This window comes from Dyadobacter tibetensis Y620-1, assembly GCF_000566685.1.
Lineage (GTDB): Bacteria > Bacteroidota > Bacteroidia > Cytophagales > Spirosomataceae > Dyadobacter > Dyadobacter tibetensis.
Window position 1 is genome coordinate 949,900 of the sequence record NZ_AZQN01000003.1, and the last position, 14,446, is coordinate 964,345.

Annotated in this window: 10 protein-coding genes; 1 reads left to right on the forward strand and 9 read right to left on the reverse strand. The window is 44.1% G+C overall.

Going from position 1 to position 14,446, the window contains the following annotated elements:
* Window positions 1-11 precede the first annotated feature (11 nt).
* From X939_RS0110980 to X939_RS0111020, 9 genes are all read right to left on the reverse strand, one after another.
* On the reverse strand, window positions 12-812 hold the full coding sequence (locus tag X939_RS0110980; protein WP_229236041.1) for a class I SAM-dependent methyltransferase: 801 nt from the start codon (window positions 810-812) through the stop codon (window positions 12-14).
* Between the two features lie 80 nt (window positions 813-892).
* Window positions 893-4,060, reverse strand: coding sequence for a TonB-dependent receptor (locus X939_RS0110985; RefSeq protein ID WP_084299424.1), 3,168 nt, complete (start codon window positions 4,058-4,060; stop codon window positions 893-895).
* Window positions 4,061-4,261: 201 nt separating this feature from the next.
* Entirely contained in the window at window positions 4,262-4,603 is a 342-nt protein-coding gene (locus tag X939_RS0110990; RefSeq protein ID WP_025763315.1) for a heavy-metal-associated domain-containing protein, read from the reverse strand.
* A gap of 34 nt (window positions 4,604-4,637) precedes the next feature.
* Window positions 4,638-4,892: a heavy metal-binding domain-containing protein gene (locus X939_RS0110995; RefSeq protein ID WP_044199180.1), complete on the reverse strand. Its 255-nt coding sequence runs from the start codon at window positions 4,890-4,892 to the stop codon at window positions 4,638-4,640.
* A gap of 26 nt (window positions 4,893-4,918) precedes the next feature.
* Entirely contained in the window at window positions 4,919-5,488 is a 570-nt protein-coding gene (locus tag X939_RS0111000) for a helix-turn-helix domain-containing protein (RefSeq protein ID WP_025763317.1), read from the reverse strand.
* Window positions 5,489-5,560: 72 nt separating this feature from the next.
* Complete coding sequence (locus X939_RS0111005; protein WP_025763318.1) at window positions 5,561-7,780, reverse strand: TonB-dependent receptor; 2,220 nt, start codon at window positions 7,778-7,780, stop codon at window positions 5,561-5,563.
* A gap of 93 nt (window positions 7,781-7,873) precedes the next feature.
* Complete coding sequence (locus tag X939_RS0111010) at window positions 7,874-8,335, reverse strand: hypothetical protein (protein WP_044199183.1); 462 nt, start codon at window positions 8,333-8,335, stop codon at window positions 7,874-7,876.
* Between the two features lie 63 nt (window positions 8,336-8,398).
* Window positions 8,399-8,611, reverse strand: a complete 213-nt coding sequence (locus tag X939_RS0111015; protein ID WP_025763320.1) for a heavy-metal-associated domain-containing protein — start codon at window positions 8,609-8,611, stop codon at window positions 8,399-8,401.
* Window positions 8,612-8,734: 123 nt separating this feature from the next.
* Window positions 8,735-10,963 (reverse strand): heavy metal translocating P-type ATPase, encoded by a 2,229-nt coding sequence (locus tag X939_RS0111020; protein ID WP_025763321.1) that lies wholly within the window; start codon window positions 10,961-10,963, stop codon window positions 8,735-8,737.
* Window positions 10,964-11,794: 831 nt separating this feature from the next.
* Between X939_RS0111020 and X939_RS0111025 the strand changes: the two genes are divergently transcribed.
* The gene (locus tag X939_RS0111025) at window positions 11,795-14,386 is read left to right on the forward strand and encodes a reprolysin-like metallopeptidase (protein ID WP_025763323.1); all 2,592 of its coding nucleotides are present in this window, start codon (window positions 11,795-11,797) and stop codon (window positions 14,384-14,386) included.
* The last annotated feature ends 60 nt before the right edge of the window (window positions 14,387-14,446 follow it).

A 14,446-nucleotide genomic window follows, 5' to 3' on the forward strand; every position in this document is an offset into this window, starting at 1 on the left:
GGTGACTTTTTTCATTTTTTTCGTGCTACCAGATACAGGGCCTCGTCGCCCAGAAGATACTGATCGGCTTCGATGCTGGAATAGGCACCTAAGATGGTGAAGCCGCAATTTTCGAAGATTGCTCTAATCTCTGCCAGGGTAAAGATATATTGTTTTACCTGATGGGTGATTTTTTCATCTCCCGAAAGGAAGGTTTGCTCAGCTTCAATACATCCTTCCAAAGCGTTATATTCATTTTCGGCGAGATACGTTATGGTATCGTTGACCGGCATCCAGTTCCTGGTTTGGAAGTTGGTAAATACCGATTCTGCCAGATTTTGGGTATGAATGGCAAAACACCCGCCAGGTTTCAGCTTACCAGCGACCATGGCGACCATTTTCTGCAGATCCTTTCCGGGAAAAAAGCTAAAACTATTGCCAAAACAATAGGCAGCATCGAAGGGCGCGTCGGCGAAGTTGCTTTCCAACACGTCTTCGCAGCGAACGGTAATGGGCAATTTGGAGGCGATGCGCAAAGCTTCCAATTCCTCGCAATATTCCTGAGATATATCGATGCAGGTGAGCTCGCACCCATCTTTGGCCAAGGGGACGGCATGGCGGCCATAGCCGGCTAACACATCCAGTACGCGACTGCCTGCTTCAAGCTCTAATACGTCCCATAGAAAATCGGCCTCATGAAGTGTAAAATCTTCGTCCTGATGTAGCTTCCAGGCACGCTGCGGCAGACCTTTAAAATATTGATGATACCAAGCCAAAATAGCGGTAGTTAAGATGTGGATATTTTTATTGTACAAAAGTAGTCTAAAAAACATAAAGACCTCTAAAAACCAGAAAGCCACCAGGAAGAACATCCTGGCGGCTTTCGGTTTTTAAAAGCGCAATCTATACGTTTCTAAAATGCATAACGTAAGCCCAACTGGATTTGATATGGCTTGCCAGATGGCACGACGATACCTGCATTGGGGTTGAAATCATAGTTATAGTTTTTAGAGGCAGCATCGAAACCCTTTAGAGAATATATATTCTGCTTGCCCAGCAAATCCTGGGTGCCCCATTTTTTATTCAGTAAGTTGGCAACATTGAATATGTCGGCAGATACTTCTATACTCTGAGTTTTGTAGGTCCGGAATCGTTTGGCCAGACGAAGGTCCCAGGTGCCATAGAATCCATTGATACCTCCGTTTCTTTCGGCAATTTCTCCTATGCTTTTACGTACATAGTCCTTCAAGCCACTATTCACCTCTGGATTGTCCAGGAGTGTCTGGATGCCTGTGCGGTATTTTTCATCCACGGCAGCATTGTTGGGATCAAATATATAGGCCAGATCGTTGGAATTGACGAAGTCTCCATTGACGTTACCACTCACAGCCAGAGAATAGCGGGTGCCTCCTGTGCCCGAATAGCGCAGTCCTACGCTCACACCGTAAAAGGTGGGAAGGGTTCCGTATACCACGAGCTTATTGCGGAATTGATTATCGGAATAACTTAAACGGCTAAGGTCCCGGGGGTCATCACGGACCATCAGTGCCAGGGTGGCCGTGTTCGCTACGTTTCCATTATAGGAGGTATTGTCTTTTACGTCGTTATAAGTATAGCTCACAGTAATCTCTCCATCTTTAAAATATTGATAGGTGGCATCTAGTACCACGGCATAATGGTTTACCTTACCTTTGCTGTTAAGCTCCATTACCCGCCCCACCTGATCTGACTTTCTACCTTTTTGCCAGTCGGTGGCTCCGTTACTAGGCGCTATACTTTCAGCAGGCACGAAAACACCCCTGTTTCCTTCATTGGAAAGGGTAAAGAAAGGTTGGTCTACCATATTGGCATCGGTATACATGTAGTTATTACGGGCCAGGGTAAGGTAGCCAGTAATCCCTACCTTCAACCGATCATTGATAAAGCGACTGTACGAGGCATTGGCTTTATAAACCGTAGGCACCTTGGCGTCCTTCCCGTTCATATTGATGGTGGCATTATTTTGCACACCTGGAAGGTCCAGAAGTTCTACTCCAGGGGCAGTAGCCGGATTGTTGCGGTATCCCACAAAGTCTGGTGTAGGAACATTTGCACCCTGTATGTCAACAGAGGCTACCTTTGTACCATCGAAGAGCATATTGTTGATCATGGCATAATTGTTCAGATCCGATCCGAAAATACCTGCGCCAACTCGGATGATATCCCGACCACGCTCTTGTACGTCCCAGGTGATCTGTGCGCGGGGTTGAAGCTGGAAAGTAGCAATGCCATTGTCGGTATTGAGTTTCAAAGCATCATATACCGTCTGGTTGAAATTGGCTTTGCTAAGATAATTGGCATAGTCGGCGCGTATCCCGGCCATCAGCTCGAAGCCTGTAAATAACTTTGTTTGCATTTGGGCAAACAGGGTCATGTTTAGAATATTCTGATTGACGCTATGATCGGGAGAAAGTGCGATTTCGCGAGCATACCGGTAAGGCTTCAAGTTTTCGAAATTGTCCAGACCGGTAAAATAGAATCGGCCGTTCATTTCACTTCCATAGAGCGACTTCATATGGGTATACATCAGATCTGTACCGAAGGTATAGCTCACATTGTTGGCGGTGAGATATATATTGTCGGTAAACTGAAGGGTATTATTATAAAAATATTCTGGAACATACCGCTGCCCACCTAGCTGAATGGTGGTAAAGACGTTTTTGTCCTCCACAACAGAGCCCACACGTTCTACAATGGCCCGGGGAATATTTTGTGCGGGGAGTTGAGAATTGGGTACGTTATTTTCTCTGGTGTACATATGCTGAAGTTTGGCCTCATTGATCAACCGAGGGTTTACGACCGAGCGAAGTGTGAACAACAGACTGTTGTCGAGTCCTTTGGATGATCCATAGGTTTCGAAGAGATTTATTGCGCTATTGTCACCGATATTCTGGTTGTTTTTATCGAAGCCGAAATTATTGCGTACAGTAAGCAAGTTTTTCTTGTTCAGCTGCCAGTCAATACGGGTAAAAATAGACTCTGTTCCTTCCCTCTTATCGAAAGAACCAAATTGAGGTGAATTAGCTACCCCATATTTGTTGCGAGCGATGGAGACATAACGGTCCAGGGAGCTTTGGGAAACATTATAGCGTTTCTCGTCGGAGGGGTCCTGTATATCTGCAATCTGCAAGGGGCGTGCGTCGGCCTGATGGTCCCATGCTACAAAAAAATGTACTTTGTCTTTAATGATCGGGCCACTCAAAGAGAAGCCATACTGGTAAGTTGAGAAGGGAAGATCAATCCTGTTTCCGCGAATGTCATAGGGGCTAGACAACCAGTTGGTACGGGCAAATAAGAAGGCACTACCTCCAAAAGTATTGGTTCCCGACTTGGTAACCGTACTTACCGCACCTCCACCTGTCCGCCCATAAGAAACGTCGTATTGATTGGTGACCACCTTAAATTCTCGGATAGCTTCCATAGATATCGCATAAGGAGAGCCGTTCCGGTTGGTAGTACCTCCAGAAGTAGCGTTTTTAGCCGTCATGCCATCGATGGTGTAATTGGTGGATGAGGCTAGCTGTCCGGCAATACTTCCACCACCCCCTTTGCTTAGGGGAGATAGGTCGATCAGAGAAGTGAAATTCCGACCATTTACAGGAAGCTTGGCAATGTCGCGGGCTGTTACCGAAGTTGCCGCTCCAAAGTTGGTAACGGTATTTTTCAAACCCGAACCAGAAATCTGGATGGCTTCAAGTTCCATAGCCGACTCGGCTACTTCAAAATCTACCGTGATCAAATCGCCCTGATTAAGAGAATACCCCGTTTTACTCTGCTCGGCATGGCCGATATAGGTCACTGAGACCGTATAGGGCTTTCCTAAGGGAAGTTGTTTGATGATGTACTCTCCCTTTTCATTGGTGGTGGTGGCGGAGGTAAAACCCGTAGATTCATTTTTTACCAGGATGGTTGCCCCCGGTAATCCTGCTGAGCTTCCATCGGAAACAAAGCCTCGGATAGTTGCCTGGTTGGTCTGTGCGTACAAACCGGTGCAAAAGAGTATGGACATAAGAACGGTCCATAAGGTACACTTTAGTTTCATAAAATTGAATAGTGAGATAATAGGCCGCAAAAGTAATGTGGCCCTATTATGTCGGTATGTCCGATTTATTATGAAACCATTAAGTGGAACGGGGGGCAAATCGTGAGTAATCCTAATAATTTAATTTGGTAAATACCAAAACAGCCCAAGCAAGATTTTCATAATCTTGTTTGGGCTGTAATAGGGAATACCTAGCCGAACTTAATGCGGTTTTACTGTTTTCTGGCAGCAATCGGGGAGGCGATCGTGGGCTTTTTGGTTTCCTAATTCTTTATCTGCGTCATAACCAGTCTCGATAATGGTTTTGCGTATTGCCTCTTCACTGGTTTTTTTAGGGTTATAGCGCACGGTTACTACCATGTCGTCCAGGCTTAAATTAGAGTCCTTCACTCCTTTTGAAAGCCCCAGGTTACGTTCAATGCGATCTTTACACATTTTGCATACGGCCGACGTTTTTATTTTTACCTCCTTATCCGACTGAGCATACGCCATGCCCGAAAGTAGAAAAAAGCTGGCAATCAAGGTGATGATGTTTTTTTTCATAATCATGTGTTTTTTAAATAGTGAGGTAATTTTATTATTGGTTGTTGTGAGCGGTGGAATCGGGTTCTGCCATAGCGACTTCGGTAAGGTCCATTTTACACACAGGACAAGTTCCTGACTGTGCATAGGTTTTATCTCCCTCGCAGGACATGGGGCAGGAATAGGTGCCGGCGGCTACCAGTTCCTGCTGTTCGTCCGTCGGCAATTGGTCTGTAGTCTCTGTCTGCTGCCCAGTATTCGAACAGGATGCCAAGAATGCCATACAGGCCAGAAATAATAGTGATTTCATTTTAAACATGTTTTATTAATTATAAGTTATCCTACTTTATCCAAAGTCTTACGGTCCTGGACCCGGCTTTTCTTAAATGCACCTGGGGTCATGCCCGTTATTTTTTTAAACTGATTGCTTAAATGGGCGGTGCTGCTATATTGCAGGCGCCAGGCTATCTCCGACAAGGTAAGTTCATTATAGGAGAGCCATTCCTTGGTTTTTTCTATCTTTTGCGAAATAATATAATGTTCTATCGTTTGCCCCACTTCGGCTGAAAATAGAGAGCTCAAATAGGCATAGTCGTAACCTGTTTTCTGTGCCAGATAGTCAGAGTAATTGACCGATTCCGGTTTATGACCTTTCAAATATTGTATTTCCTCAATTAACAGGGTCTTAATCTGTTCAATGAGGGTCTTTTTCTTGTCTTCCAATAATTCGAAACCGTTGGTCTCCAGCATCGCTCTTACCGCACTAATTTCCTCGGGCTCCAGTTCTCGATCCGTTTCTATTTCGCCCAGCTGTAGGATGGTGGCTGTGATATTCAGTTTAGTGAATTCTTCTTTTATCACTTTTTTACATCGGTCACAGACCATATTTTTAATATGTAGTTTCATTGCCTGATGGTGTTTAAACGCATATTGCGCACATATTGCCCTAATCGTTCAACGCTTAACTGGAACTGATATTTATCGTATCATTTTATACCTAACACCAATATAAGCCATAGCTCCGGTAACGGGCCCCCAGGCCATGCCACCGTCGAACCCATCGCTAAAGGGGCGATCGGCTCCGGATATTGGGCTTTTTTGTGTGAAATTCCCTAGGTTTTCTCCCCCAAGATAGATGTCCCACTTAGGGAAGGTTCGGGTGATCTGGGCATTGATATTTGCAAAAGAAGGAGCCCAGGTCGATTGGTCCATGCTATGGCCCTGATGAACTTCCCCTAAATATGGGATGCGCTTTTTGCCATTCCATTGTAAGGTAGCATCGAATTTCCATTTGTCATAGGGTAGTGCATAGCCTGCATTGATCAACACCCTATCTCTACTAATCATCATCCTTTGAGTAAGCTGTTGGTTGCCTTCAGCATCTACCAGGCTTTGTTTTACATCGAAAAGCCGGTAGGCCAATTTAACATCTAGGCGGGGTACAGGTGTCAGGTTGAGTTCTGCCTGAAAGCTGTTGGCAAAAGAACGCCCTTTGAGGTTGTAAAACTGAATATATCGGGCATCTTCCATGTCGGCTACCAACTGGTTGTCGAAATCGGTGCGGTAAAAATCCAATATAAAGCTGCCTTTCATATCCCCTAGATATAATTCATGAGTCAGGCTGGCACCATAGTTCCAGGTGATCTCCGGTTGAATGGCCTCTTTAAATACAACAGATCTGGAGCTCACCAGGTTTCCATAGTACTCTGCTAAGGGATTGGCTACTCGGAAACCTTTGCCGGCAGAGGCGCGGAGTATGGTTTCTGGCGTAATGTCATATTTCAGGTGAAGTCGTGGGGTCCATTGGGTGCCGTAGAGGTTATGCTGATCCACACGTCCTCCTGCTACCAGCAAAAACTTATCCAAGTGGCTGTAACTATACTCTATAAATGCTCCAGGCACCGACTCCTGGCGATTCAGTCGTAAAGGCCCATAAAGTTCATTATAGTCATCCAGGAGGTAACTCAGTCCGGCTTTGTAGCTATGATTGGTATTGCCAATAATGGATTGGAAAACCAGATTTCCATAAATAGAATTTTGTCTGCCATCATAATGGGTCTGTCCAAAATAACTTTTAGAATCATGAAGGGTAGCATTAATGACTAATCCTAATCCCTGGTAGGGCTTATCGGGGAATAGTACGGCGGTTTTAGAGAAAAACTCATATCGGTTTATTTTGGCTCCAAATCCATAAATCTGGTCACTGCCTTTATCGGACTTCTGGAAATTGGTCTGACCTCCCAATCTGTCCTCATACAATGCTTTTAATCCGAATTGCGCGGTCAGTCTTTCTCCCTGATACTTCCATCTGTTCAATCCATTGAATTGCTGATAAAGGGGAAGGTCAAGAAAGCCATCTCCATTCTGATCCATTCTATTTTTCAGACTGCTTCCATGAGTAAGTAAGCCGGTGCTCCATTTGTCATTAATTTGGTGGCTCAGATTAAGATTCAGTTCTCCTCGTCCAAAACTATTAGCATACGCATTTAAATATAGTTTTTCATGGGTGTCAGGTTTTTGAAGTTCTACATTTATTTGCCCGGTCATGGATTCATATCCGTTTACTACGGAACCCGTGCCCTTTCCGATATCTATAGATTGTATCCAGGTGCCAGGGATGAAGTTCATACCAAAGGTAGTTGCTAACCCTCTGATATTAGGGATGCTTTCCACATTGGTTTGTATATAGGTTCCGCTAAGACCAAGCATTTGAATCTGCTTTGAGCCCGTTACTGCATCTGAATAAGAAACAGAAATAGAAGCATTGGTTTCAAAACTCTCAGAAAGGTTACAGCAGGCTGCTTTGGCTAGGGCTTTGGTAGTAATGATTTCGGTTTGGTGTGGAGAAAGGCGATCTAATGCAGAGGCATCTCCTCGAATTGTTACCTCTTTAAGTGAAAGGTCGTTTCTGAGAACCACCTGTAACTCACTCTCAGCGCCTATTTTTACCGTATCGTTAAGATATCCTACGAAGCTGATGACGAGCAGGTTGGAGTCGGAACGGCGAGGTATGCTGAAGCGCCCTAAACTGTCTGTACTGGTAGCCTGGGAATTTCCTGCCCAATACACATTGGCGCCGGTAATGGGTATTATTCCTGTTTTATCGGCATTGGCTTCGTTGACGGTCCCATGCACCCGTTGGCCTAGGACCAGGAAAGGGCATATAAAGAGTAATGCCCCAAGAAAATAAAGTTTCATGATAATTTGATAGGTGTTGATAATCCATTTTTTCTCTACATATTCCAAGCATAAACTGCTTGAAAAAATAGAATTCTAAGGGTTATCAAGGTATCAAATTAAGAAAGACTGAATAAAAATGAGCATAGCTTTCCCATGAAACAGAAAGCTGAATGGATTGGGATTACGCCCTTGTAACGGGGAGGGGAGCTGTTGCCAGTAGGCCCACAGAAAGGTAAGGGAGGAGGTCTTAAAAATCAATGCCTGTTGCCCTACCTTAATCGACTTTGATTGAAGTTGTGTGTTAACAATCTCCGTTTTTTGAAAGGTTTGCTGCTCTCTGCAACACTCGGCCTTCTTGAAAAAAGTTCTTCCGTCGCTAGCCGTAACCCTGGTTTTTGCGCAACAGCCCGATTTGGATATGGGTTTTAAGGTGTCCCCCTTGTCTTCAAAAAAAGAACGTACCGACTTTCCACTCACCAGGCATTGGTGTTCGGTAAGACCAACTCCTGTGCTGCTGAGCAGTACCAGAAAGGCCATTACGATGGTTAGTGATCGGTATATTATGTTCTTCATTAGTATGCTGAAGTGAATTTTATCCCGTCTCATATCAGGTTGAGACGGGACAAATATACGAAATTATGCGGAAATATTTTCAGCCTGATAGCCGGCTGACTCCAGCAGCTGTCTTATTGCTAACGGATTATGGTCGGTAACCACAGTAAGCGTTTTGTTAGGGTCGGCCAGATCTACTTCCCAGGAAGAAATCTTGTTGTCCTGGTCCAATGCTGGTTTAATAGCCTGAACACATCCATCGCATTTCAGATTAGTCTTAAATTTTAAGTTATTCATGGTCATGATAATTAACGTTTACAAATATCGGTCCTGCCGAACCATTCAGAATTACATTATTTTTAATTAAACATACAGTTTTTTTGGAAATGGTTTGCTTCAGGTTTCCTGAAGCAAAAGGTATTAGAGTTTCATTGCTTTGAGCCGTAAACTGTTGGTCACTACCGATACCGAGCTAAGTGCCATGGCGGCCCCAGCAATCATAGGGTCGAGCAGAAATCCATTGATGGGGTAAAGTATTCCTGCGGCAACAGGTATCCCGATCAGATTGTAAATAAAGGCCCAGAATAAATTTTGGCGAATCGTTCGAACCGTTTGTTTACTCAGGCGTATGGCCTTAGGTAGAACCAGTAAGTCTGAGGTAATCAGGGTCAGTTTGGCCACATCCATGGCAATGTCAGAGCCTTTTCCCATAGCAATGCTAACGTCAGCCTGAGCTAAGGCCTGGGAATCGTTGATTCCGTCACCTACCATGGCCACTATTTTACCTTTCTGCTGCAGTTGTTTTACGAAATTCATTTTGTCATCCGGTTTCACTTCTGCCTGATAGTTGGTGATTCCGACTTCAGCTGCCACGGCTGCGGCGGTTTGAGGATTGTCTCCTGTGAGCATATAGACCTCCAGGCCCAAGTGCCGGAGCCTGGCTACTGCCTCTACTGAGGTGGCCTTTAGCTGATCGGCTATGGCGGCTATGGCTATGTGCTCCCCATCTACGGCGATACTGACGACGGTTTTTGCCCCTGCCTGCAGACGCTCTGCCTCTTGTTGCAGGGCCTTATCCGGTACTACACCTTCGGCTTGGAGGTAGGGGGAGGTGCCTATCAAATACCGGTGCAGGCCTACTTCCCCGACGATTCCACTTCCGGATACGGTTTCATAATGGGTTGCATGGAGCTCGGTCTTGCTATCGATATACTGAACGATGGCCTGAGCCAACGGGTGTTCGGAACGATTTTCAAGGGCTTGTATGGCATCTAAATGCAGATTTTTGTCGGTCGCAGCCTCGGCCCATTTCCAGTCGGTAACTTTGGGTTTCCCTTCCGTTAATGTTCCGGTTTTGTCCAGGATGATGCTATCGACTTTATAGGTATTTTCCAAACTATCGGCATCTCTGATCAGAATATTATGTTCGGCTCCTTTTCCCACACCTACCATGATAGCTGTCGGAGTTGCCAGACCTAGGGCACAAGGGCAGGCTATCACGAGTACAGACACAGCGGCTAACATAGCGTGGGTGAGGGCATTATCGCCCCCCAGTATCATCCATGCCACAAAGGCGAGTATGGCAATACCCATGACAACTGGTACGAATATTCCCGCAATTTTATCTACTAACTTCTGAACGGGTGCTTTGCTTCCTTGAGCGGCTTGTACCGTTTTAATTATCTGGGCCAATACGGTGTGTTTACCAATTTTTTGGGCAGAAAAATTAAAACTACCCGTTTGATTAATGGTCCCTGCATAAACCCGTTCTCCTTCTTTTTTTTCGGCGGGTATTGGCTCTCCGGTCATCAAACTCTCGTCTACATAAGAATGGCCACTCGTTACCAGCCCATCAACAGGAATTCTCTCTCCGGACTTGATAACCACTTCATCGTTTTTTTGAATCTCCCGGATAGGAATTTCTATGGCCATGCCCATACGCATTACCCTTACGGTTTTGGGTTGGAGTCCCATGAGTTTTTTTAGGGCCTGGGAGGTATTTGATTTGGCTCTTTCTTCTAGTAGTTTGCCCAATAGAATAAAGAAGATGATCACGGCTGCTGCTTCGAAATACACATGAGGCTCTAAACCTCTGCTAAGCCAAAATTCTGGGAAAAAGGTGTTAAAAGTGCTGAAAATAAAGGCAATACCTGTGCTGAGGGCCACAAGAGAATCCATATTGGCCTTCCCATTTTTAGCCTGAGCGATAGCATTCGTAAAGAAACTTCGGCCAAAGACACTTAATACTACCAAGGAAAGGATCAACATAATGAAATTTCCATAGGGTAGGTTCATCCAAACCATTCCTATCAGCACGATAGGGACAGAGAGCAGACCGGCCCAGACTGTTTTCGTTTTTAAGGCTTTATACTGTCTTTTCTGAGTTTCTTCTTGTTGTGCTAAGCCAGCTTCCTCATCTTCTTCTATAATAAGGCCATAGCCAATTTCCTGTAACACTTCGTCCAATTTGTCTAGAGAAGCAATCGCCGGATCAAAGTCAATCCGTACCGATTGGTTGGCATAATTTACGTTTGCATCCTGGACGCCAGGGGTATGTTTAAGCATCGATTCTACACTTACGGCACAGGAGGCGCAGGACATGCCCGATACCGGTATAGTAAGATGCTTTATAGGGTCTAACGTTTCCATTATTTTATCGTTTTTTTGATACCACAAAAATAATATGTGAGGCGCTTTACTGAATTACATAATTATGATCCACCCTTATATAATTACAAAAGGATTGTACCAGCCCCAATCTCATAAATTACTACATATGTACACATATTTCTATTTAAGGTTTTAGCCATTTGGGTTCAGTAATAACATCTGAAAAATGAAAAAGTGAAGTAAACGTATACCGGAGAGCGTCTTTTAGAAGAATTATTTAATATTACCCGATAGAAATTGCAGTTTACGCTTACCCAAATAGAGCCGCTCACGATCTTATTTCTTTCCTCTTTCTGGAACTATTAGCAGCTGATAAACGGCTTTTAATAAGCTGTACGTATGTTCAGATAAGAATGTAAAATTAATTCATCATGCTGCTTTGATGGATGACAGTCAAAGTATAAGGAAAACCATGATCACTTAAAATTAGTCTATTACAAACAAATAGGCTGATAGTTGTATACTCAATAGAATTATAGTTTTAGTTACTTCTTAGTCTAATTTAGTTAGTCCAGCTTAGTGTTACGTATAATCTTTATTTTGTTTGGAGGTTATTGTATGTTCAAACTATTTTATGCTAAAAATAAGACTGAAATTAATGATTAATTAATACGTAATTTTTTTACGATTTTCTTAGTATTCTTTAGATTGGTGTTTGTAATATTGTCGTCGAAAAAAGTATTTATTGTTGAATCAAATTCTATTAAAAAATATATTTTCTACTATTATTTAGTAGCTAATATGGTTGAGAATATGATTTCGCTTGAATCTTATTTTCATAAATCACTCTAAACATTTACCAGCAGCACTATGCAGACAAAATTGTACCGAAAACTAGGCCTTACCTTGCTTCTGTCGGCGATAGGCCTTACTACGACGATTGCCCAGAAGGGATTCTTCCAACCTCAGAAAAACCGACTGCGGATGGATCAGAGCCTTTCTAAACAGGTAGAAAAGATCGCTACCTATCAGTTAAGAACGGAAGACTTGCGAAGCTATCTTAGTAAGGCCGTCCTGGAAAATAATAAGTCTCTGGGAACCGGTCTGGCCTTGGAGGTGCCCCTTCCTAGCGGTGAGATGGAGACATTTCAGATTTTTGAATCTCCCATTTTATCACCAGAGCTTGCAGAGCGTTATCCAGAAATTAAGACCTATTCCGGAAAAGGAACCCATTATACCCAGGCGGTAATCCGGCTCAGTCTTACCTCAAAGGGCTTTAATGCCATTATCCTCAATGCTGGGGTAGATAATGTATATTTTCAGAAGTTGACTGAGGACAAATCGGAAACTTATTACTCTTATTTCACCAAGGATGTTCCGGTAGATAGCAAAAAAATGGCGGTGCATTGTGGTGTGAAAAGTGCTCCGGTAGACACCTACCCAACAGAAGGACGCAATCTGCGTGCCAATATCATAGATACCGATATCCGGAATTTTCGGTTGGCCTTTGCTGCAAACGGGGAATTTACTCAAAAAAATGGAGGTACGAAAGCCCTTGCTTATGCGGCTTTGGTTGAATATGCCAATCGGATGACGGCCGTATTTCGAAATGAATTGAATGTAACCTTTACGCTCGTAAGTGACCACAGGGTCGTATTTACGGACCCCTTGACGGATCCATATACCAATGAGGATGACGAGAAGATGTTAGATGAAAATCAGGCAGTACTGGATGATATAAATTATTTGGGGGCTACTCACTATGATATTGGGCATGTCTTTGGGGAGGAGCCCGAGGGGTCGAGTTCTGGGGGCATTGCCTCTACTCCTGCCGTTTGCGACCCCGACTCCAAGGGAATGGGGGTGACCAAAGAAGGAGACAATACTTATTGGACCCAATTATTTACCGATCAGGTTTTATTCCATGAAACGGGCCATCAGTTTAGCATGTCGCACAGTTATAATAGCAATTATGGACCATGTAGTACGCGTAACCGTGCTACTTCGGTAGAGCCAGGTTCGGGCGCATCCTTAATGAGTTATGGCTTTATATGTGATTCAGAAGATTATTTTCCTACCATGACGGGGGGGCTCTTTATGAATTTTCATGCAGTGAATCTTATCCAGGCCAAGAATTTCCTTCAAACCACTACTTGCCACACCAGAGTGGCAAATAGCAATACTGACTTTCCCGAGATTGCTCCCATGACCACGTCATTTGTAATTCCAAAGTCGACGCCATTTTCTTTAACAGCAAATGCAACGGACAATGACGATGTTACCTATTCTTGGGAAGGTACCAATATTGGTCTGGAGACGGCTCCTGATCTAACGGTTTTGGAGAATACAGCCATTCCTCCCTTCTTCAGATCTTACCCTCCGACTAACTCCGGAACCCGGTTCTTTCCTCCTCTAGCCAGTATTCTTGACGGAACGAATCATGCAAAAGGAGATAAGTTACCATCCGTAGGTGTAGTCACCACGCATAAATTAACTGTTCGAGACAACCATCCGCTGGGAGGCTTATTTTCCATGGCCGATGTTACCGTGACCATCGATGGCAATTCCGGCCCCTTCGTCGTTACCAATGATTTGGCCGGGAGTTATAAAGCCTTGAGTACACAGACCATTACCTGGGCTGTGAACAATACCAATCTTCCACCAATCAACTGTACTTTGGTAGATATATTCTTGTCTACCGATGGAGGACAAACATTCCCAACTTTGCTGACGACCGCCCCGAATATAGGTACCGCAGTGGTGATTTTGCCCATAGGAGAGACTGAAACGGCTCGGATTAAAATCGCTCCAAGCACTTCGGGAGCCTTACCAGCCCTTAATGGACGTGCCTTGATCAACACGCCGAATATTTTCTTCGATATTTCCAATTCAAACTTCACCATCACTGGGCCCCTTCCCGTTTCATTGGTAGAATTTTCGGCCAAGGCAGAAGGAAAAAATGCGGTAAACCTGAGCTGGACCACTGCTTCTGAAAAGAATAATGCTGGTTTTGAAATAGAAATGAGTGCCGATGCCCGGACCTTCCTGAAAGTTGGACAGGTAGATGGTAAAGGAGACTCCAATGGCATAGCGCATTACAGCCATATTATAACGGAGTTGTCCGGGGGGATCTACTATTTTAGATTAAAGCAAATAGATCACGATGGGCAGTTTGAATATTCGACCATCCGGGCTTTAGAGTTGCGCAACCCCGACCAGACACTTTCCCTTTACCCCAATCCAACTAAAGGACAATTAAAGGTATTGACCGGGAAATACAAAGGTCAGTCGATGGGGATTTTAATATTCGACCAAAACGGACAGATGGTAAAATCTTTGCCGTTCAGCCCGGATTATGCCAATGGTGTACCCGTCGATATTAGTAGTTTACCCGTCGGTATATATAATGTGGTAGTGCAGGGGCTAAACTTCGTTGAGAAGTTGAAGTTTGTGAAATTGTAGATATAGCTATCTTTTGAATACCTGAATGATGGAGCCGGGACCTTGTTTCGGCTCCATTTC